The 19,155-nt window shown below is 71.1% G+C and carries 14 protein-coding genes; 2 read left to right on the top strand and 12 right to left on the bottom strand.

What is annotated here, in order from left to right; translation table 11 throughout:
• Positions 1 to 52: 52 nt before the first annotated feature.
• The 4 genes from ACZ4IF_RS25465 to ACZ4IF_RS25450 form a co-directional block, all read right to left on the bottom strand.
• The gene (locus ACZ4IF_RS25465) at positions 53 to 499 is read right to left on the bottom strand and encodes an SRPBCC family protein (protein ID WP_467566578.1); all 447 of its coding nucleotides are present in this window, start codon (positions 497 to 499) and stop codon (positions 53 to 55) included.
• Between the two features lie 224 nt (positions 500 to 723).
• Complete coding sequence (locus ACZ4IF_RS25460) at positions 724 to 2,169, bottom strand: aldehyde dehydrogenase family protein (protein ID WP_467566575.1); 1,446 nt, start codon at positions 2,167 to 2,169, stop codon at positions 724 to 726.
• 364 nt (positions 2,170 to 2,533) lie between these two features.
• On the bottom strand, positions 2,534 to 4,192 hold the full coding sequence (locus ACZ4IF_RS25455) for a PucR family transcriptional regulator (protein ID WP_467566572.1): 1,659 nt from the start codon (positions 4,190 to 4,192) through the stop codon (positions 2,534 to 2,536).
• A 115-nt stretch (positions 4,193 to 4,307) separates the two neighbouring features.
• Positions 4,308 to 6,701: a type IV secretory system conjugative DNA transfer family protein gene (locus ACZ4IF_RS25450; protein ID WP_467566569.1), complete on the bottom strand. Its 2,394-nt coding sequence runs from the start codon at positions 6,699 to 6,701 to the stop codon at positions 4,308 to 4,310.
• A 253-nt stretch (positions 6,702 to 6,954) separates the two neighbouring features.
• On the opposite strand from ACZ4IF_RS25450, the gene gabT reads away from it, so the two are divergent.
• Positions 6,955 to 8,289: a 4-aminobutyrate--2-oxoglutarate transaminase gene (gabT, locus tag ACZ4IF_RS25445; protein WP_467566567.1), complete on the top strand. Its 1,335-nt coding sequence runs from the start codon at positions 6,955 to 6,957 to the stop codon at positions 8,287 to 8,289.
• A 170-nt stretch (positions 8,290 to 8,459) separates the two neighbouring features.
• On the top strand, positions 8,460 to 9,314 hold the full coding sequence (locus ACZ4IF_RS25440) for a phosphatase PAP2 family protein (RefSeq protein WP_467566564.1): 855 nt from the start codon (positions 8,460 to 8,462) through the stop codon (positions 9,312 to 9,314).
• On the opposite strand, the gene ACZ4IF_RS25435 is transcribed toward ACZ4IF_RS25440, so the two are convergent.
• The 8 genes from ACZ4IF_RS25435 to ACZ4IF_RS25400 all read right to left on the bottom strand — a co-directional run bounded on the left by ACZ4IF_RS25435 (position 9,253) and on the right by ACZ4IF_RS25400 (position 19,015).
• Positions 9,253 to 11,073: a chitinase gene (locus ACZ4IF_RS25435; RefSeq protein ID WP_467566561.1), complete on the bottom strand. Its 1,821-nt coding sequence runs from the start codon at positions 11,071 to 11,073 to the stop codon at positions 9,253 to 9,255. The genes ACZ4IF_RS25440 and ACZ4IF_RS25435 overlap by 62 nt on opposite strands.
• Before the next feature lie 108 nt (positions 11,074 to 11,181).
• A complete protein-coding gene (locus ACZ4IF_RS25430) occupies positions 11,182 to 11,634 on the bottom strand; it encodes a bifunctional DNA primase/polymerase (protein ID WP_467566558.1) in 453 nt (150 codons plus the stop codon).
• Positions 11,635 to 11,824: 190 nt separating this feature from the next.
• The gene (locus ACZ4IF_RS25425; RefSeq protein ID WP_467566555.1) at positions 11,825 to 13,252 is read right to left on the bottom strand and encodes an NAD(P)/FAD-dependent oxidoreductase; all 1,428 of its coding nucleotides are present in this window, start codon (positions 13,250 to 13,252) and stop codon (positions 11,825 to 11,827) included.
• 21 nt (positions 13,253 to 13,273) lie between these two features.
• A complete protein-coding gene (locus ACZ4IF_RS25420; RefSeq protein ID WP_359492259.1) occupies positions 13,274 to 14,074 on the bottom strand; it encodes an ABC transporter permease in 801 nt (266 codons plus the stop codon).
• Positions 14,075 to 15,013, bottom strand: a complete 939-nt coding sequence (locus tag ACZ4IF_RS25415) for an ABC transporter permease (protein WP_467566552.1) — start codon at positions 15,011 to 15,013, stop codon at positions 14,075 to 14,077.
• On the bottom strand, positions 15,013 to 16,155 hold the full coding sequence (locus ACZ4IF_RS25410) for an ABC transporter ATP-binding protein (RefSeq protein WP_095937093.1): 1,143 nt from the start codon (positions 16,153 to 16,155) through the stop codon (positions 15,013 to 15,015). Before ACZ4IF_RS25410 ends, ACZ4IF_RS25415 begins: the two co-directional genes overlap by 1 nt.
• Positions 16,156 to 16,160: 5 nt before the next feature.
• Complete coding sequence (locus ACZ4IF_RS25405; RefSeq protein WP_467566549.1) at positions 16,161 to 17,408, bottom strand: polyamine ABC transporter substrate-binding protein; 1,248 nt, start codon at positions 17,406 to 17,408, stop codon at positions 16,161 to 16,163.
• 80 nt (positions 17,409 to 17,488) lie between these two features.
• Positions 17,489 to 19,015: a gamma-aminobutyraldehyde dehydrogenase gene (locus tag ACZ4IF_RS25400; protein ID WP_467566546.1), complete on the bottom strand. Its 1,527-nt coding sequence runs from the start codon at positions 19,013 to 19,015 to the stop codon at positions 17,489 to 17,491.
• Between the last annotated feature and the right edge of the window lie 140 nt (positions 19,016 to 19,155).

The raw sequence follows: 19,155 nt of genomic DNA, 5'->3' as shown, positions 1-19,155 counted from the left end.
GGCGCCGGCTCGGCCGGCGGTGACGCCAGGGCCGGGCGGGGCCGGGCCGGTCTCAGGAGGCCTCCACCGCCGCCTTGATGCGCCGGCCGAAGGCGTCCGCGTCCTTGCGCGCCGCGCTCAGCGCGAACCCGACCAGGAGCTTGCCGATGCCGTGGCCTTCGAGGACGTTGAAGATCCTCACGCGCGTCTTGCCCTCACCGGTGGACTCCAGGTCGTAGCCGCCCGCGTCGGCCGTCACGACGTTCTTCGAGATCTCCGCCCAGCGGATCCGGTGGGGCGCCTCGAACTCGGTGATCCGGAACTGCCGGCCCGTCTTCATGCCGGCGTCCTTGACCGTGCTGGTGAAGACCGTGCCCACGGCCGTGGGGCCGTCCGGAGTCTTCGTGATCTTCTGGACCCGGGGGCTGAATTTCGGGTCGTTCGTGCCCGCGGCGAGAAACGCGAAGACCTCGTCGATGGGGCGGTCGACCTCGGTTGTCGCCTCGAACTGACCGGCCACGGTTCCTCCTGTGATGCGATCGGTTGATCTTCGTCCGAGGGCACGCGTCCGTGCCAGGCGCCTTCAGCCTACGAGCCGGACCGCGCCGCCGCGCCCTGTTGGCGATTCCCCTGCGCCCGGGCACCGGCCGGGGCCGGCCGTCTCCAGGTCACGACGTGCGGGCATACGCCGACGGCCGGAGCCCCCGCACAGCGGGCTCCGGCCGTCGGCTCGGGACGTGTGGGTCAGAGGGCGAGGCCCGTCAGAACCATCACGCGCTCGTAGGTGTAGTCGTCCATCGCGAAGCGCACGCCCTCGCGGCCCACGCCGGACTGCTTCACACCGCCGTACGGCATCTGGTCGGCGCGGTAGGACGGCACGTCGCCGACGATGACGCCACCCACCTCCAGCGCACGGTGGGCGCGGAAGGCCGTCTGCAGGTCGTGCGTGAACACACCTGCCTGGAGGCCGTACTTGGAGTCGTTGACCGCGGCGAAGGCGGCGGCCTCGCCGTCCACCTTGCGCACGGTGAGGACGGGGCCGAAGACCTCCTCGCAGGAGATCGTGGTGTCCGTCGGCACGTCGGCGAGCACGGTCGGCGCGTAGGAGGCACCGTCCCGCTTGCCGCCGGTGAGCACCCGGGCGCCGGCCGCGGCGGCCTCGTCCACCCACGCCTCGACGCGCTTGGCCGCGTCCTCGCTGACCAGCGGGCCGACGTCGGTCTTGTCGTCGGAGGGGTCACCGGTGACCTGGGCCTCGACGGCGGCGACGATGCGGGGCAGCAGCCGGTCGTACACCGACGCGTCGGCGATCACGCGCTGCACGGAGATGCAGGACTGGCCGCCCTGGTAGTTCGAGAAGGTCGCGATGCGGGTCGCGGCCCAGTCGAGGTCCTCGTCGCTCGCGAAGTCGGCCAGGACGACGGCCGCGCCGTTGCCGCCGAGCTCCAGGGTGCAGTGCTTGCGCGGCACCGAGTCCATGATCGCGTAACCGACCTTCTCGGAGCCGGTGAACGAGATGACGGGCAGGCGCTCGTCCTGGACCAGAGCGGGCATCCGCTCGTTCGACACCGGCAGGATGCTCCAGGAACCGGCCGGGAGCTCCGTCTCGGCGAGCAGGTCGCCGATGATCAGGCCGGACAGCGGGGTCGCGGGCGCCGGCTTCAGGATGATCGGCGCGCCGGCGGCGATGGCCGGGGCGATCTTGTGGGCGCACAGGTTCAGGGGGAAGTTGAACGGCGCGATGCCGAGGACGACGCCCTTGGGGAAGCGACGGGTGAGGGCGAGGCGCCCCTGGCCACCGAGGTCGGTGTCGAGGCGCTGGGCCTCTCCGCCGTTGAAGCGACGGGCCTCCTCGGCCGCGAACCGGAACACCGACACCGCACGGCCGACCTCGCCGCGCGCCCACTTGATCGGCTTGCCGTTCTCGGCGGAGATGAGCTGCGCGATCTCCTCGGTGCGCTCGACCAGGCGCTTGCTGACGTGGTCGAGGGCGGCGGCGCGCACGTGGGCCGGGGTGGCGGCGAACTCGTCCCGCACGGCGTACGCGGCGGCGACGGCCTCCTCGACCTGTGCCTCGGTCGGCACGCTGACCTGTCCGACGACTCGGCCGTCCCACGGCGAGGTGACGTCGAACGTGGTCTCACCGGTGGCCTGGCGGCCGGCGAGCCAGAAGGCGTGGGTGGAAGTCATTGTCGAGTCCCGGCCCTTCCGTGTTGGGGGGTGTCGCTGGATGGTCCTGCGCTTTCACGATCCACGGTAGGGCCGGGGCGTGGGACGGTCGCTTGTCCGAGTCGTAGCAGTCAGCGGGTGGGATGCTCCGCTTTGGCACGGTGGGTGGCGCGTGCCTGTTCCCCAGGGGCTCCGCCCCCGGGCCCCCTGATCGGCCTGGACGGCCCCGTCCTCGAACGCCGGACGGGCTAATTCCTCTCTGCCCCCGGACGGACTACAGCCTCGCCGCCGGACGCGCCGGAGCGAACCGCTCGCCGGACGCGCCGAAGCCACCAGGTCACCGGACGCGCCGGAGGCACCCGCTCGCCGGGTGGGCCGCAGCGGGCTACTCCCCCGGTGCCGACGTCGCCTTCAGGGCCAGCCAGAGTTCCATGCGTACGTCGGGGTCGTCCAGGGAGCGGCCGAGGATCTCCTCGACACGGCGCATGCGGTAGCGGAGGGTGTGTCGGTGCACTCCGAGGTCGGCGGCCGCGGCGTCCCACTGACCGTGGCGGGACAGCCAGGCCCGGAGTGAGGCCACCAGGTCGCCCCGCCCGGTCGCGTCGTGCTCGTGCAACGCGCGCAGCAGGCCGTCCGCGAAGGCCCGCACCGCGTCGTCCGCGAGCAGCGGCAGGACCGAGCCGGCCGCCAGCTCCTCGTGCTCGACGAGGAACCGTCCGCGTCGCCGCGCCACCGACAGGGCCTGCTCGGCCTGTTTGTAGGCGGCCGCCGCAGCGATCGGGCCCGCGGGCGCCGACAGCCCGACCACCAGTTCGTCCTCGTCCCCGGCGGGCTGTTCCCGCACGGTGCTACGCGAGGCCTCCAGCCCGGCGGCGTACTCCCCGCACGCGGCGACCGCCGCGCCCCCGTCCACGGCGAGCACGACGAGCCGTTCGCCGTCGGGCACGACGAGCACGGACTCCCCGGAGCGCGCGGCGGCGGACTCGACGACCTCGGCGAGCCCGCCGAGCGGGTCGCCGTGGGTGTCGGGCACGGTGACGGCGGTCTGCGTGGGCGCCGCCGCGCCGACGCGCGCGTGCCCGTCGGCGTGCGCCCGCGCGGCCGACGCCGACGCCGATTCGGCGAGGATCAGCCGGAACGGGGCGTCCAGCAGCTCCCCGTACAGGTCCCCGGCGACGGCGCGGGCGTGGTCGGGCTCCCCGGCGAGCAGCATGCGCAGCACGGCGGCGCCGATCCGCTGCTCGGCCGCGTGCAGCGACCGCGACCGCTCCGTGGTGAGCGTGAGCAGGGCGATCGCCGAGTGCACGGCATAGCGCTCCGCCGTGCCGAGGGCGGCCGCGGTGCCCACGGCGAGCGCGGCGCGCGGCCGTCGCCCGGTGCCGAGGGAGTGGAGCTCCACCCGGTCGTCGCCGCCGACGACGGAGCTGGCGGGCGCGGGCCGCTCCCGCAGCCGCTCCACGTCCGGAGTGAGCCGTGCGGCCCGGCGGCCCGCCCACTCGGGTGCGGTGGCGACGACGGCTCCGGAGGCGTCGTAGAGCGCCGCCCATCCGTCGACCTGCCCGGCGAGCGCGGCGAGGAGCCCCTCGGGTCCGTCGTTCAGGGCCTGCTTGGTGAGCTCGCGCTGTGCCGCGAATCCGGCGGTGACGGCCCGGTACTGGTCGGCGGCGATCGCGGCGGAGACGGCCTTGCTGATGGCGAGGAAGGGCGTGCGCCGGGGCACTTCGAGGAGCGGCAGCCCCTCCTCCTCGGCGGCGTCGACGAGCGCCTTCGGGATCTCCTCGTAGTTGACGCCGACGGCGAAGCCGAGTCCGACGACCCCCGCCCCCACCAGGCGCTTCACATAGCGCCGCATGGCCTCCGGGTCCTCCGCGTCCAGCTTGAGCGCGGTGATCAGGAGGAGCTCCCCGCCCTCCATGTACGGCACGGGGTCGGCGAGCTCGCTGACATGCGCCCAGCGGACGGGCACGTCCAGGCGGTCCTCGCCCGCGCGCACGGTCAGCTTGAGCGCGGAATGGTGGACGAGCGAGGCGAGCGTGGGGGGCATGGGGCCTTCAGGTCTGTGTGATCTCTGTGATCTTTTGGCCGCGGCGTATGAACGACCTGTGTCGATTCTGCCTCACCGTACGGTCGCCGTGTGACCCGATGCCCCTTCGTCCTGCTCAGCCGCGTAGATCCACCAGGAGGGGCGGCGCGTGCTCTCCCTTCACATCGGTCAGCGACAGCACCGCGTGCCCCGGCGGTACCGCGTGAGCCAGTTCGGACGCGGACCAGCGCTCCCGCTCAACCTGGCGCACGGTGACGGCCTCCGTGGTGATGGCCTTGCCGGTGACCAGCTTGCGCAGGGCGTGCATGGCCCGGGTCATCGGCTGGTCGGCGAAGACAGCGTGCTGGGCGACATCCTTGGTCTCGACCCACTCCGTGCCCCAGGCGTCGGCGAACCGGGTGCCGTCCCAGGTCGTCACCCCGGCCAGCGCCATCCGGCAGCCGACCGCCCCGTACAGCGGTCCGTGCAGCGCCTCCGGTACGTCGGAGACCGTGCGCAGCGCGAGCACCACCCCGGCGTTCTGGGAGCGCAGGCGCTGGATGCGCCGTACCGACCCGGGGGTGACGGTGCCGGTGGCGTCGTCGAGGACCAGGGTGAGGAAGTGGTCGCGGGGGTCCTCCCGGGCGACCCCGGTGAACTGGGCCAGCACCAGCCGGGCGATCAGCCGCGCGGCCTCCTCGTGGCCGTGCTGGGGCAGGTCGATGCGGACCCGCAGCGGGTGGTGGACGACGGCCCGCAGCGAGAACGGGCGGATCGTGTCGCCGCCCGCGCCGAAGAAGCCGGCGAAGGCGGGCCGGTCGAGCAGGGCGAGCCGGTCGGCGAGCGCCGGGCCGGGGTCGCCGGGGCCGCCGGCCTGCCGGGCCCGGGCGTCGAGTTCGCGGCGCATCACCGCGTGCTCGGCGCCGGCCAGCCGCTCACGCAGGTCGGCCAGGGCGGCGGGGTCCCCGTCCAGCAGTTCCCGCAGGACGGGCAGCGCCGGGAAGCGGCCGTGCGCGGCCTGGTACGGGCCGAGCACCTGGGCCAGGGGGCGGGCCGCGCGCTCGGCGCCCACTCCGTCCAGGTCCCCGGCCAGTGCCTCGGCGAGGAATCCGGCCGCCTCGTCGGGGTCGGCGCTCTCTGCGTAGGGGTCCAGGTCGTGGACGGAGGCGGGGTCGCCGACGCGCACCACCACGTCGTAGGCCGAGTCGGGGCCCAGCTCGCCGCCCGGGGCGCCGACCGCGACGACGGCGCAGGCGCCGGTGAGGGCCTGGAGCGTCAGGGACTCCGCCACCGGGGCGAGCACCCGCCGGGTCTTGCCCGCGCCCGACGGCCCGACGAGCAGCAGCGAGGTGCGCAGCGTCTCCGGACCGAGGGCCGCGTCGACGCCGCCGTAAGCCAACGGGGTGCGCTCGGCCTTCACCCACCGTCCGATGCGTACCTGCCCGGTGAGCAGGTCGTGCCGGGCGGCGCGGTGAGCGAGGTCGCGGGCGCCCGAGGGGTGCGTGAAGGCGGCGGCGCCCTGCCGCAGCACCGTGTCCGTGAAGTCGGCGAGCCGGCCCAGGCGCCGAGCCCCGGTCCAGCGGTGCTCGATCCGGGCACAGTCCACGTCGTTCATCCGCCCGGCGAGCACCTCGGCGGTGAGCGCGTCGGCGACCTGCTGCTGTCCGGCCTCGCGCAGCTCGGGCCAGCGGGCCCGGGGCTGCTCGGCCGCCGGGGCGGGGTGGCCGTCCTGCGCGGCGCGGCGACGGGCGTCGCGCCGGGCCCGGAGCAGCGGCCACCAGTCACCGAGCAGGGCGCAGGGCCACAGCACGAGGAGGACGACCAGGACGTCGAGGACCTCCTTCGACGGCGATTCGTACACCCCGTAGCCGCCGGTGATCAGCACGATCAGCGAGAACAGGGGGGTCATCACGGGCACCGGGTCCCAGCCGACGAGCGGGAAGGCGTCCGGGAAGACGAAGCTGAGGACGACCAGGGCGAGCAGCGCGGCGAGCAGGGCCCGTGCGGGCTGGGGCTTGCGGCCGACGTAGTGGCGCACGACCGCCCACCAGCCGCCCAGCCGGATCACGGCGTAGACGATCACCGCGAAGGAGAGACCGGCGTAGACCTCCAGCGCCTCCACGCCGGGGTAGGGCACCGCCTCGCCCTTGAGCGCCTTGGGTGTGGCCAGCGTGCCGCCCCACCACCAGTCGTCCGGGGTGAACAGGCGCAGCAGCGTGAACTCGTAGGGGACCTCACCGCGCCGCCAGAAGGACCAGACGATGATCCCGAGGGCGACCGGGACCAGCATCCCGGCGACCGTCATCGCGGAGAGCCGCTCCGCCGTGCGGGCCGCCTTCGGGCGTTGGTAGCCGAAGCGCCAGATGCCGGGTTCGGCCTCGGGCCGGTTCGCGTTGAGCCAGTCGGCCACCCGTGCGCCGGGGCTCCGCCCCGGCTGCGGCGGCACCCGTGTCGCGTCCGCGGGTCCCGCCGGGCGCGGCACCGGGTCCGCATGCGTGTCCCGCGCGTCCTGCGTCCCGTCGCTGTTCATCGCCCTTGCCCCCTGACCAGCCGTTCCGTCCACCGTCAGCGAGTCAATCTAACGCCCCCGCAAGGGGAGTTCACCGCATACGCGGCCGGGCTCGCGGGGATGCACGGTTGCTCCGCTATGTCCACCGCGGACAAGCGTCCTCCCGGACAACGCCCACATGGAGCATGCCCAGTCCGCACCTACCGTCCTAGCCTGCGAGAAAAGAAGGCAAGCGTCCGAAACACCCCCACGCAAGATCATCAGGGAGCCCCTCATGACCGCACTTCCGCAGGAGCGCCGCGTCGTCACCGCCATCCCCGGCCCGAAGTCGCAGGAGCTTCAGGCCCGCCGTACCGCCGCGGTCGCGGCCGGTGTGGGCTCCGTGCTCCCCGTGTTCACCACGCGCGCGGGCGGCGGCATCATCGAGGACGTCGACGGCAACCGGCTGATCGACTTCGGCTCCGGCATCGCCGTGACCAGCGTCGGCGCCAGCGCGGAGGCCGTCGTACGCCGGGCCTCCGCCCAGCTCCAGGACTTCACCCACACCTGTTTCATGGTCACGCCGTACGAGGGCTACGTCGCCGTGGCCGAGGCGCTCGCCGAGCTGACCCCCGGTGACCACGACAAGAAGAGCGCCCTGTTCAACTCCGGCGCCGAGGCCGTCGAGAACGCCGTCAAGATCGCGCGCGCGTACACCAAGCGCCAGGCCGTCGTCGTCTTCGACCACGGCTACCACGGCCGCACCAACCTCACGATGGCGCTGACCGCGAAGAACATGCCGTACAAGCACGGCTTCGGTCCCTTCGCGCCCGAGGTCTACCGCGTTCCGGTGGCGTACGGCTACCGCTGGCTGACCGGCCCGGAGAACGCCGGCGCCGAGGCGTCCGCCCAGGCCATCGACATGATCAACAAGCAGATCGGGGCCGAGAACGTCGCCGCGATCATCATCGAGCCGGTCCTCGGCGAGGGCGGCTTCATCGAGCCCGCCAAGGGCTTCCTCCCGGCCATCAGCAAGTTCGCCAAGGACAACGGCATCGTCTTCGTCGCGGACGAGATCCAGTCCGGCTTCTGCCGCACCGGCCAGTGGTTCGCCTGCGAGGACGAGGGCATCGTCCCGGACCTGATCACCACCGCCAAGGGCATCGCGGGCGGCCTGCCGCTCGCCGCCGTCACCGGCCGCGCCGAGATCATGGACGCCGCGCACGCGGGTGGCCTCGGCGGCACCTACGGCGGCAACCCGGTGGCCTGTGCCGGCGCGCTCGGCGCGATCGAGACGATGAAGGAGCTCGACCTCAACGCCAAGGCGAAGGCGATCGAGGCGACGATGAAGTCGCGCCTGTCCGCCATGCAGGAGAAGTTCGACATCATCGGCGACATCCGTGGCCGTGGCGCCATGATCGCCATCGAGCTGGTCAAGGACCCGGCCACCAAGGAGCCGAACCCCGAGGCGACCGCCGCGCTGGCCAAGGCCTGCCACCAGGAGGGCCTGCTGGTCCTGACCTGTGGCACCTACGGCAACGTCCTCCGCTTCCTGCCCCCGCTGGTCATCGGCGAGGACCTCCTGAACGAGGGCCTCGACATCATCGAGCAGGCCTTCGCCCGCGTCTGACACCCCACCCGCCCCAGCACCGGAACACGGTCCGCCGGCCCCGCCGGGTTCCGGTCGGTTCCGGTGCCGGGGCACTCGGCGTAAGAGCGTGTGAAGAACGTGTGCGAGGTGCATGACGGGACGCGATTCCGCCTGTCGGAGCCGCACCCCCTGTCGTAGGTTCTACCCAGATGAGAGATACACCCCGCCCACAGGGGACTGTGGGTGACACCGGGTCGGGGCCTCCCCAGCTTCAGCCTGGTCGTGCCCTCGCGCACACACCCGGGGCTTCCGGCTCCGGATCTCCTCACCGATCGGACAGTCGCCCGCCCCAAACCCCCCGGGGCGCGCGGCAATCCGATCAGGACGGCCGCCCCGGAACCACCCCCCCTGTTCCGGGGCGGCCGACCTTCCTCCTCGGCCTTCCGGTTCTCCTCTTCGCGTTGATCACCTGGCAGGTGGCCGCCCATGGCGCGCTCGCCCGGGCGGACGAGCGCCTCAGCGGCCGCCTGGTCCGCCCGGACCGCGCGGCCGAGTTTCTCGCCGACCTCGGCAGCATCGCCGTCGCCGTCCCGGTCCTGGCCGTCGTCCTCGTCGGTGTGGCCGTCCACGCCCGCCGTGCCGGCGCGGTCCGCTGGTGGCTCGCGCCCACGGCCGCGGCGCTGCTGATGGCGGCCGTACCGGCGCTGATCGTCCCGCTGAAGGAGCTCGTCGCCCGTCCGGGACCCCCTGTCATGGGTCCCGGCACGGGCTTCTTCCCCTCCGGCCACACGGCCACGGCGGCCATCGCCTACGGCGCCGCCGCGCTGCTCCTCCTCCCCCGTCTGCGCGGCCCGGGCGCCCGTCGCGCCCTGGTCGCCGTCTGTCTCCTCCTCAACGCCCTGGTCGCCTGCGGCCTGGTCCGCAGCGGCTATCACTGGCCGCTGGACGTGGTGGCGAGCTGGTGCCTGTGCACGGCGCTGCTGACGGGACTGTGGATGTTCCTCAGCCGAAGTAGCGGTCGAAGTTCGTCGAGAACTCCCAGCTCCCGAACCGGTCCCAGTTGACCGACCAGGTCATCAGGCCGCGCAGCCCCGGCCAGGTGCCGTGGGTGGCGTACGAGCCGCAGTTCGTCTTCTTGGTGAGGCAGTCGAGGGCCTTGGTCACCTCCGCCGGGGCGACGTAGCCGTTGCCGGCGTTGGTGGAGGCGGGCATGCCGATGGCGATCTGGTCGGGGCGCAGCGGCGGGAAGACGTTGTTCGCGTCGCCCGCGACCGGGAAGCCGGTGAGGAGCATGTCCGTCATGGCGATGTGGAAGTCCGCGCCGCCCATGGAGTGGTACTGGTTGTCGAGGCCCATGATCGGGCCGGAGTTGTAGTCCTGGACGTGCAGCAGGGTCAGGTCGTCGCGCAGCGCGTGGATGACCGGGAGGTACGCCCCGGCGCGCGGGTCCTGGCCGCCCCACTTGCCCGTGCCGTAGTACTGGTAGCCGAGCTGCACGAAGAAGGTCTCGGGGGCCATGCTCAGGACGAATTTCGAGCCGTACTTGGCCTTCAGTGTCTTCAGCGCCGAGATGAGGTTGACGACCACCGGTGTGGTCGGGTGCTTGAAGTCGGTGTCGCTCGCGTCGAGGGAGAGCGAGTGGCCCTCGAAGTCGATGTCGAGGCCGTCCAGGCCGTAGGTGTCGACGATCTTCGAGACCGAGGAGACGAAGGTGTCGCGGGCGGCCGTGGTGGTGAGCTGGACCTGGCCGTTCTGACCGCCGATCGAGATCAGCACCTTCTTGCCCGCGGCCTGCTTCGCCTTGATCGCCGCCTTGAAGTCGGCGTCGCTCTCGACGGTGGGGCACTCGGTGGCCGGGCAGCGGTTGAAGCGGATGTCTCCGGAGGTGACGGAGGTCGGTTCGCCGAAGGCGAGGTCGATGACGTCCCAACTGTCGGGCACGTCGGCCATGCGGGTGTAGCCGGCGCCGTTGGCGAAGCTGGCGTGCAGGTAGCCGACGAGGGCGTGCGGGGGGAGGTCCGAGGAGCCGCCGCCTGAGCCCGCCGAGGTGGTGGCGGTGACCGTCGAGGACTTCGCGGACTCGCCGGCGTCGTTCGTGGCGGCGACCTGGAAGGAGTACGCGGTGGACGGCGTCAGTCCGCTCACGGTGGCCGAGGTGCCGGTGACGGTCTGGACCTTGACGCCGTCGCGGTAGACGGCGTACCCGGTCGCGCCGGCCACCGCGGACCAGGACAGGGCGACGGACGAGGAGCTGACGGTGCCGGCGGTCAGGCCGGTGGGCGCGGCGGGCGGCTGCCCCGCGTCGACGCCGGGGCCGACCAGGGAGACGTCGTCGGCGTAGTAGGTGCCGGTGCCGTACCAGCCGTGCGTGTAGATCGTGACCTTGGTGGTGGAGGGGCCGGTGCGGAAGGTCGTGGCCAGCTTCTGCCAGTCGGTGGCCGACTGCGTCCAGGTGGAGACGTCGGTGGTGCCGGTGCCGGTGGCACCGAGGTAGACGTAACTGCCCCGGACGTAGCCGGAGAGGGTGTACTGCGCGTCGGGTTTGACGGTCACGGTCTGCGCGCACTGCGCGTAGTCACTGCCGGCCGGGGTCGCCTTCAGCGCCGAACTGCCGCTCCTGACGGGTGAGGTGACGGTGCTGCCCGCCGTGCAGGTCCAGCCGTCCAGGCCCGACTCGAACCCGCCGTTGCGGGCGAGGTCCGCGTCGGCCGCACGGGCGGCCGACGAGAGCGCGGCAAGGCCGGGCACGGTCAGGGCGGTCGCCGTGCACACGGCGATGAGTCTGCGACGCGAGAACGGTCCGGTGCGTCCGGTGCGATCCACAACTGCCTCCGGGCATGGGGGAAATGGGAGGGTGGAGCGCGCCCAACTTGGTCCAGACCAATTCGGTTGTCAAGACCTCTGACAGGCGCGGGACCCGCCCGCGCGCCTCTAGCGACCCTCGTTCCCGGCCAGCCCCGCCGCCGCCTCGTGCATGGCCAGTTCGAGCAGTGCCGGATCGGTCAGCGTGCCGGAGCCGTCGGGCGGGACCAGCCAGCGGACCCCGCCGGTCGACCGGCCCGGGTACGGCACCACGATCCACGTGCCGCTGCCCGCCGTGCGCACCCCGGTGCCGAGCCACCGCGCCGCGGTGCCCGCGGGCACGAAGAACCCCATCCGGGCGTCACCGAAGTCGACGAGCACGGGCCCCGGCTGGTCGATCACCCGGGTGAGCACGTCGAGCGTCGGATAGCCGAGTTCGCCCGGCAGGATGAGCACGTCCCAGGCCCGGCCGGCGGGTAGCAACGCGACTCCCTTCGGGTTGCGCTCCCACTCCCATCGGCAGGCCTCGGGGTCCGGTGCCACCGACGTCAGCCACTCGACCGCCGCCTTCGCCCCTGTCATGACGGAACCTCCCTCTCTGCTGCGACGTTGGTCGCGTCACAGGGGAGAGGGAGGTTCGGGCCGGGCATTACGCGGGTTCCGGCTTCTTGTGGGCAGTGAACCGGGTCACACCGTGCGATCAGGGCGTGCGCCGACGGATCAGGAACGCCTCCACGCGCCCCGCCCGCCGGTCGGCTCGCCCGGCCGCGGATCAGCTGTCGAAGCCGAGCCCCAGCCTGTCCATCGCCCGCAGCCACAGATTGCGCCGGCCGCCGTGCGCGTCCGCCCGCGCCAGCGACCACTTGGTCAGGGCGATCCCGGTCCAGGCGAAGGGCTCGGGCGGAAAGGGCAGCGGCTTCCTGCGGACCATGTCCAGTTCGGTGCGCTCCGTGCGCTCCCCCGCCAGCAGGTCGAGCATCACGTCCGCACCGAACCGCGTCGCCCCCACGCCGAGGCCCGTGTACCCGGCCGCATACGCCACCTTGCCCTGGTGGGCGGTGCCGAAGAAGGCCGAGAAGCGCGAGCAGGTGTCGATGGCGCCGCCCCAGGCGTGCGTGAAGCGGACGCCCTCCAACTGCGGGAAGCAGGTGAAGAAGTGCTCCGCGAGCTTCGCGTACGTCTCCGGACGGTCGTCGTACTCGGCGCGCACCCGGCCGCCGTACGGGTAGATCGCGTCGTAGCCGCCCCACAGGATCCGGTTGTCGGCCGACAGCCGGAAGTAGTGGAACTGGTTGGCCGAGTCACCGAGGCCCTGGCGGTTCTTCCACCCGACGGACGCCAGCTGGTCCGCCGTCAGCGGCTCGGTCATCAGGGCGTAGTCGTAGACCGGGACGGTGTAGGAGCGGACGCGCTTGACCAGGTTCGGGAAGATGTTGGTGCCGAGGGCGACCCGGCGGGCGCGCACCGAGCCGTACGGGGTGCGCACGGCCATCCCCGCGCCGTACGCCTTCAGCTGGAGCGCGGGCGTGTGCTCGTACACCCGCACGCCGAGCCGGAGGCACGCCTCCTTCAGGCCCCAGGCCAGCTTGGCCGGGTGGAGCATGGCGACGCCCCGGCGGTCGTACAGGCCGGCCAGGAAGGTCGGTGAGTCGACCTGTTCCCTCACCGCGTCGGTGTCCAGGAACTCGATGCCGTCGGCGAGGCCGGCTCGCTCCAGTTCCTCGTGCCAGTCGCGCAGCTCGGACGCCTGGTGCGGCTCGGTGGCGACGTCGATCTCGCCGGTGCGCTCGAAGTCGCAGTCGAGGGAGTAGCGGGCGACCGTCGCCTCGATCTCGTCGAGGTTGCGGGCGCCCAGCTCCTCCAACGTGCCGATCTCGTCCGGCCAGCGGGTGAGACCGTTGGCCAGGCCGTGCGTGAGGGAAGCGGCGCAGAAGCCGCCGTTGCGGCCGGAGGCGGCCCAGCCCACCTCACGGCCCTCGACGAGGACCACCTCGCGCCCGGGATCGCGCTCCTTGGCGAGCAGCGCGGTCCACAGTCCGCTGTAGCCGCCGCCGACGACGAGCAGATCACAGGTCTCGGCGCCGGTGAGCGCGGGCTCGGGGTGGGGCTTGCCGGGGTCGTCCAGCCAGTACGAGACCGGCTGGACGTCGGAAAGAGACTTCGTCCACTGATTACCACGGGTCATGGCGCTAGGGGCCATGATTTCAACTCCCTACGAGCGTTATGCCTTTTGCTTGTTCCGGCGATTTCCTACGACCATGCCGACCAGGACGAACAGTACGGCGACGAGGAACATGGCCGTACCGATGACATTGATCTGAACGGGTGTTCCGCGCTGCGCCGATCCCCACACGAACATGGGGAAGGTGACGGTCGAACCCGCGTTGAAATTGGTGATGATGAAGTCGTCGAAGGAGAGCGCGAAGGACAGCAGGGCGCCCGCCGCGATACCGGGTGCCGCGATGGGCAGGGTGACCCGGAGGAAGGTCTGCACGGGACCTGCGTACAGGTCCTGCGCCGCCTGTTCCAGGCGCGGGTCCATCGACATCACTCGTGCCTTGACCGCGGTGACGACGAAGCTGAGGCAGAACATGATGTGGGCGATCAGGATCGTCCAGAAGCCCAGCTGTGCACCGAGGTTGAGGAACAGCGTGAGCAGCGAGGCCGCCATGACGACCTCGGGCATCGCCATCGGCAGGAAGATCAGCGAGTTGATCGCGCCGCGCGCGCGGAAGCGGTAGCGGACCAGCGCGAAGGCGATCATCGTGCCGAGGACGGTCGCTCCGACCGTCGCCCACAGGGCGATCTGGAGGCTGATCGAGAGCGAGCCGCACATGTCGGCGACGCCGCACGGATCCTTCCAGGCGTCCGTGGAGAACTGCTGCCATTCGTAGTTGAAGCGCCCCTTCGGTTTGTTGAAGGAGAACACCGTGACGACGACGTTCGGCAGGAGCAGGTATCCGAGCGTGACCAGTCCCGCTATGACGACGAGATGGCGCTTGAGCCAGTTGACGAAGGCCATTTAAACCAGATCCTCCGTCCCGGACCTGCGGATGTAGAGGGTGACCATGAGGAGAATCGCCGCCATGAGGATGAACGAGAGGGCGGCGGCCGTCGGATAGTCGAGCACACGCAGGAACTGCGTCTGGATGACGTTTCCGATCATGCGGGTGTCGGTGGAGCCGAGGAGTTCGGCGTTCACGTAGTCGCCGGAGGCCGGAATGAACGTGAGCAGCGTGCCGGAGACGACACCGGGCATCGACAGCGGGAAGGTGACCTTCCGGAAGGTCGTGAACGGTTTGGCGTACAGGTCGCCCGCCGCTTCGTGCAGCCGCCCGTCGATGCGCTCCAGCGAGGTGTAGAGCGGAAGGATCATGAACGGCAGGAAGTTGTACGTCAGACCGCAGACCACCGCGAGCGGCGTGGCCAGGACGCGGTCCCCCGACGTCATGCCGAGCCAGCTGGTGACGTCCAGGACGTGCAGCGAGTTGAGGGCGCCGACGACCGGGCCGCCGTCGGCGAGGATGGTCTTCCAGGCCAGCGTGCGGATCAGGAAGCTGGTGAAGAAAGGCGCGATCACCAGGATCATGATCAGGTTGCGCCAGCGGCCCGCGCGGAACGCGATGAGATACGCCAGCGGGTACCCCAGCAGCAGGCACAGGATCGTCGCGGAGCCCGCGTAGAGCACCGAGCGCACGAACTGCGGCCAGTACTCGGACAGGGCGTCCCAGTAGGTCGCGAGGTGCCAGGTGACCTTGTAGCCGTCCTCCAGGGAGCCCGTCTGCACGGACGTGGAGGCCTGGTAGATCATCGGCAGCGCGAAGAAGACCAGCAGCCACAGGATGCCGGGCAGGAGCAGCCAGTACGGCGTCCAGCGGCCCCTCTTGCGCGGAGGCTTGCTCTCCGGGGTCTCCGTGACGGTGGGGTCGAGAGGCGGCGGCGCCTCCGTGAGCGTCGACATCAGGCGGCCTCCTCCTCGACGCCCGCGTCGATGTCCTGAGCGGCGTCCAGGCCGAAGGTGTGGGCCGGGTTCCAGTGCAGGACGACTTCGGCGCCGGGCACGAGCCGGGAGTCGCGGTCGATGTTCTGGGCGTAGACCTCGAACTCGGGGCAGACCGGGCTGTCGATCACGTACTGCGTGGAGACGCCGATGAAGCTGGAGTCGGCTATCCGGCCCGTGATGCGGTTGCGGCCGGCCGGGATCTCACCGGCGTCCTCGGCGTGCGTGAGGGAGATCTTCTCCGGGCGCACCCCGACCAGCACCTTGCCGCCGGTGGTCGCCGGGGCGGAACATCGCGCCTCGGGCAGGGTGAGCTTGCCGCCGCCCGCCTTGAGGACTATCTCGTCGCCGCTGCGGGAGTCGACCTCGGCCTCGATGAGGTTGGAGGTGCCGAGGAAGTTGGCGACGAAGGTGGTCTGCGGGTTCTCGTACAGGTCGGTGGGCGCGCCGAGCTGCTCGACGCGGCCCGCGTTCATCACGGCGACGGTGTCGGCCATCGTCATGGCCTCCTCCTGGTCGTGCGTGACGTGGACGAAGGTGATGCCGACCTCGGTCTGGATCCGCTTGAGCTCCAGCTGCATCTGGCGGCGCAGCTTCAGGTCGAGGGCGCCGAGGGGCTCGTCGAGGAGCAGCACCTTGGGGTGGTTGATCAGCGCGCGGGCCACGGCGACGCGCTGCTGCTGGCCACCGGAGAGCTGGTGCGGTTTCTTGCGTGCCTGCTCGCCCAGCTGCACCAGGTCGAGCATCTCCTCCACCTGCTTCTTCACCGACTTGATGCCGCGCCGGCGCAGACCGAAGGCGACGTTCTCGAAGATGTCGAGGTGCGGGAAGAGGGCGTAGGACTGGAAGACCGTGTTCACCGGGCGCTTGTAGGGCGGCAGGTGGGTGACCTCCTGGTCGCCGAGGAAGACGGTGCCCGAGGTCGGGTCCTCCAGGCCGGCGATCATGCGCAGGGTGGTGGTCTTGCCGCAGCCGGAGGCGCCGAGCAGGGCGAAGAACGAGCCCTGCGGCACGGTCAGGTCGAGCGGGTGCACGGCCGTGAAGGAGCCGTACGTCTTGCTGATCCCGGAGAGGCGGACGTCGCCGCTGTTGTCTGTCGTCATCATCGTCACGCCCCTGTGAGCTTCGCGAACTTCGCTTCGTAGGCCGTCTCTTCCTTCGGCGACAGTGCGCGGAAGGAGTGCGACTTCGCGGCCATGACCTTGTCAGGAATGATCAGCGGGTTGTCCGCCGCGGATTTGTCGATCTTCGCGAGGTAGGGCTTCACGCCGTCGACGGGCGACACGTAGTTGATGTACGCGGCGAGTTGGGCGGCCGGCTCGGGCTCGTAGTAGTAGTCGATGAGCCGCTCGGCGTTCGTCTTGTGGCGCGCCTTGTTCGGGATCAGCATGTTGTCGGTCGACGTCATGTACCCGCTGTCCGGGATGATGAAGTCGACGTCCGGGCTGTCCGCCTTGAGCTGGACGATGTCACCGCCCCAGGCCACGCAGGCCGCCAGGTCGCCCTTGGTGAGGTCGGACGTGTAGTCGTTGCCCGTGAAGCGCCGGATCTGGCCCTTGTCGACGCCCTTCTGGATACGGGCGATCGCCGCGTCGTAGTCGTCGGCGGTGAACTTCTCCGGGTCCTTGCCCATGTCGAGCAACGTCATGCCGATGCTGTCGCGCATCTCCGACAGGAAGCCGACGCGCCCCTTGAGCTTGGGGTTGTCGAGCAGGTCGGAGACCGACTTCACCTCGATGCCGTCGAGCGCCTTCTTGTTGAAGGCGATGACGGTGGAGATGCCCTGCCACGGGTACGAGTAGGCGCGGCCCGGGTCCCAGTCGGGGTTGCGGAACTGCGCCGACAGGTTGGTGTAGGCGTGCGGCAGGTTCGCCGGGTCCAGTTTCTGGACCCAGCCCAGGCGGATCAGGCGGGCCGCCAGCCAGTCGGTGAGGACGATGACGTCACGTCCGGTGTCCTGGCCCGCGGAGAGCTGCGGCTTGATCTTCCCGAAGAACTCGTTGTTGTCGTTGATGTCCTCGGTGTACTTGACCTTGATGCCGGTCCGCCGGGTGAACGCGTCGAGCGTGGGGTGGTGCTTCTCGCTCTCGTCCACGTCCATGTACTCGGTCCAGTTGGAGAAGTTGACTGTCTTCTCCTTGGCCGAGTGGTCCTCCGCGGACGTGCCGCCCTGCGTCTTGCCCGCCGCGGGGATCCCGCAGCCGCTCAGTGCCCCGAGACCGCCGACGGCGAGGGCTCCGCCCGCGGAGGCGCGCAGCAGCGAACGGCGGGTGAGGGAGGCCCTGCCGTTCCGGAAGCTGCGCCGTATCGCGGCCAGTTGAACCGGGGACAGGCGTTCGGGCTCGTGGTGCTCCATGCTCTGATGCCCTTTCGGAAGGGTCGCGGCCGTGGTCGCGGCCTGGTCTGCCGCTCGGCCGTGGCCGAACGTCTCACCGGCTAGGGCCGGTCCCCGAAGATGGTGCGGTGCCAGTCCTTCTCGGCCACCGCGGTGTTGTCGAACATGACGTGCTTGACCTGTGTGTACTCCTCGAAGGAGTACGCGGACATGTCCTTGCCGAAGCCGGACGCCTTGTAACCGCCGTGCGGCATCTCGCTGATGATCGGAATGTGGTCGTTGACCCAGACGCAGCCCGCCTTGATCTCGCGGGTCGCGCGGTTCGCCCGGTACACGTCGCGGCTCCAGGCGGAGGCCGCGAGTCCGTACGGGGTGTCGTTGGCGAGGGCGATGCCCTCGTCGTCGGTGTCGAAGGGCAGCACGACGAGCACCGGTCCGAAGATCTCCGCCTGCACGATCTCGCTGTCCTGGGCGGCGTCGGCGACGAGCGTGGGCGCGTAGTACGCACCCCTCTTGAGGTCGCCCTCGGGGACGACCCCGCCGGTCACCACGCGCGCGTAGCCACGGGCCCGGTCGACGAACCCGGCGACGCGGTCGCGCTGGGCGTGCGAGATCAGCGGTCCGAGGTCGGTGCCGGGGGCGAACGGGTCGCCCAGCCGCACGCTCTCCATCAGGGCGGCGGTCCGGCGCACGAACTCGTCGTGGAGAGGCCGCTGTACGTACGCCCGCGTGGCGGCCGTGCAGTCCTGGCCCGTGTTGATGAGCGACCCGGCGACCGCGCCGTGCACGGCGGCGTCCAGGTCGGCGTCGTCGAAGACCACGAAGGGGGCCTTGCCGCCCAGCTCCAGGTGCAGCCGCTTGACGGTCGAGGTGGCGATCTCGGCGACCCGCTTGCCGACGGCGGTGGACCCGGTGAAGGAGGTCATCGCGACGTCGGGATGTCCGACGAGGTGTTCGCCGGCCTCCTTGCCCAGGCCCGTGACGATGTTGACGACACCGTCCGGAATCCCCGCCTGCGTGGCCGCCTCGGCGAACAGGAGCGAGGTGAGCGGGGTCAGTTCGGCCGGCTTCAGGACGATCGTGTTGCCCGCGGCGATGGCCGGGAGGATCTTCCACGCGGCCATCTGGAGCGGGTAGTTCCACGGCGCGATGGAGCCGACGACGCCGATCGCCTCACGGCGGACGTACGACGTGTGGTCGCCGGAGTACTCCCCCGCGGACTGGCCCTGGAGGTGCCGGGCCGCTCCCGCGAAGAACGCGGCGTTGTCGATGGTGCCCGGCACGTCGAACTCGCGCGTCAGCTTGAGCGGTTTGCCGCACTGGAGGGACTCGGCCTGGGCGAACTCCTCGGCGCGCTCGGCGAGGACGGCGGCGAAGCGGTGCAGCGCGTCGGAGCGCTCGCCGGGGGTGGCGCCCGACCAGCCGGGGAACGCCTCGCGCGCGGCGGCGACGGCCGCGTCGACATCGGCGGTGCCCGCCAGCTCGTACGTGTAGACCTCGTCGCCGGTGGCGGGGTCGGCGACCGCGTGCATACGGCCGGAAGTGCCCTTGGTCAGCCGGCCCGCGATGTACTGCGCGCCGTCCGCGAAGCGGTCCTGCGCCTGGAAGCGATGGCCCGGATTGTGCATGTCGCTCTCCTCCGCCGTCCTCCCCGTCTCCGCGAGGGGTCGGCGTAGCTCCAGCTCGATTTGAGTGCCGATCCTGACAGAGCCAAGGGACGCCAACAAGTGATTCCGTTGTTGCCTTTTGGTTACGCGACGGAATCTGT

The organism is Streptomyces sp. NPDC025784, assembly GCF_055558435.1.
The sequence above is the reverse complement of the archived record's forward strand: the minus strand, read 5'-3'. Positions and strand labels throughout refer to the sequence as shown.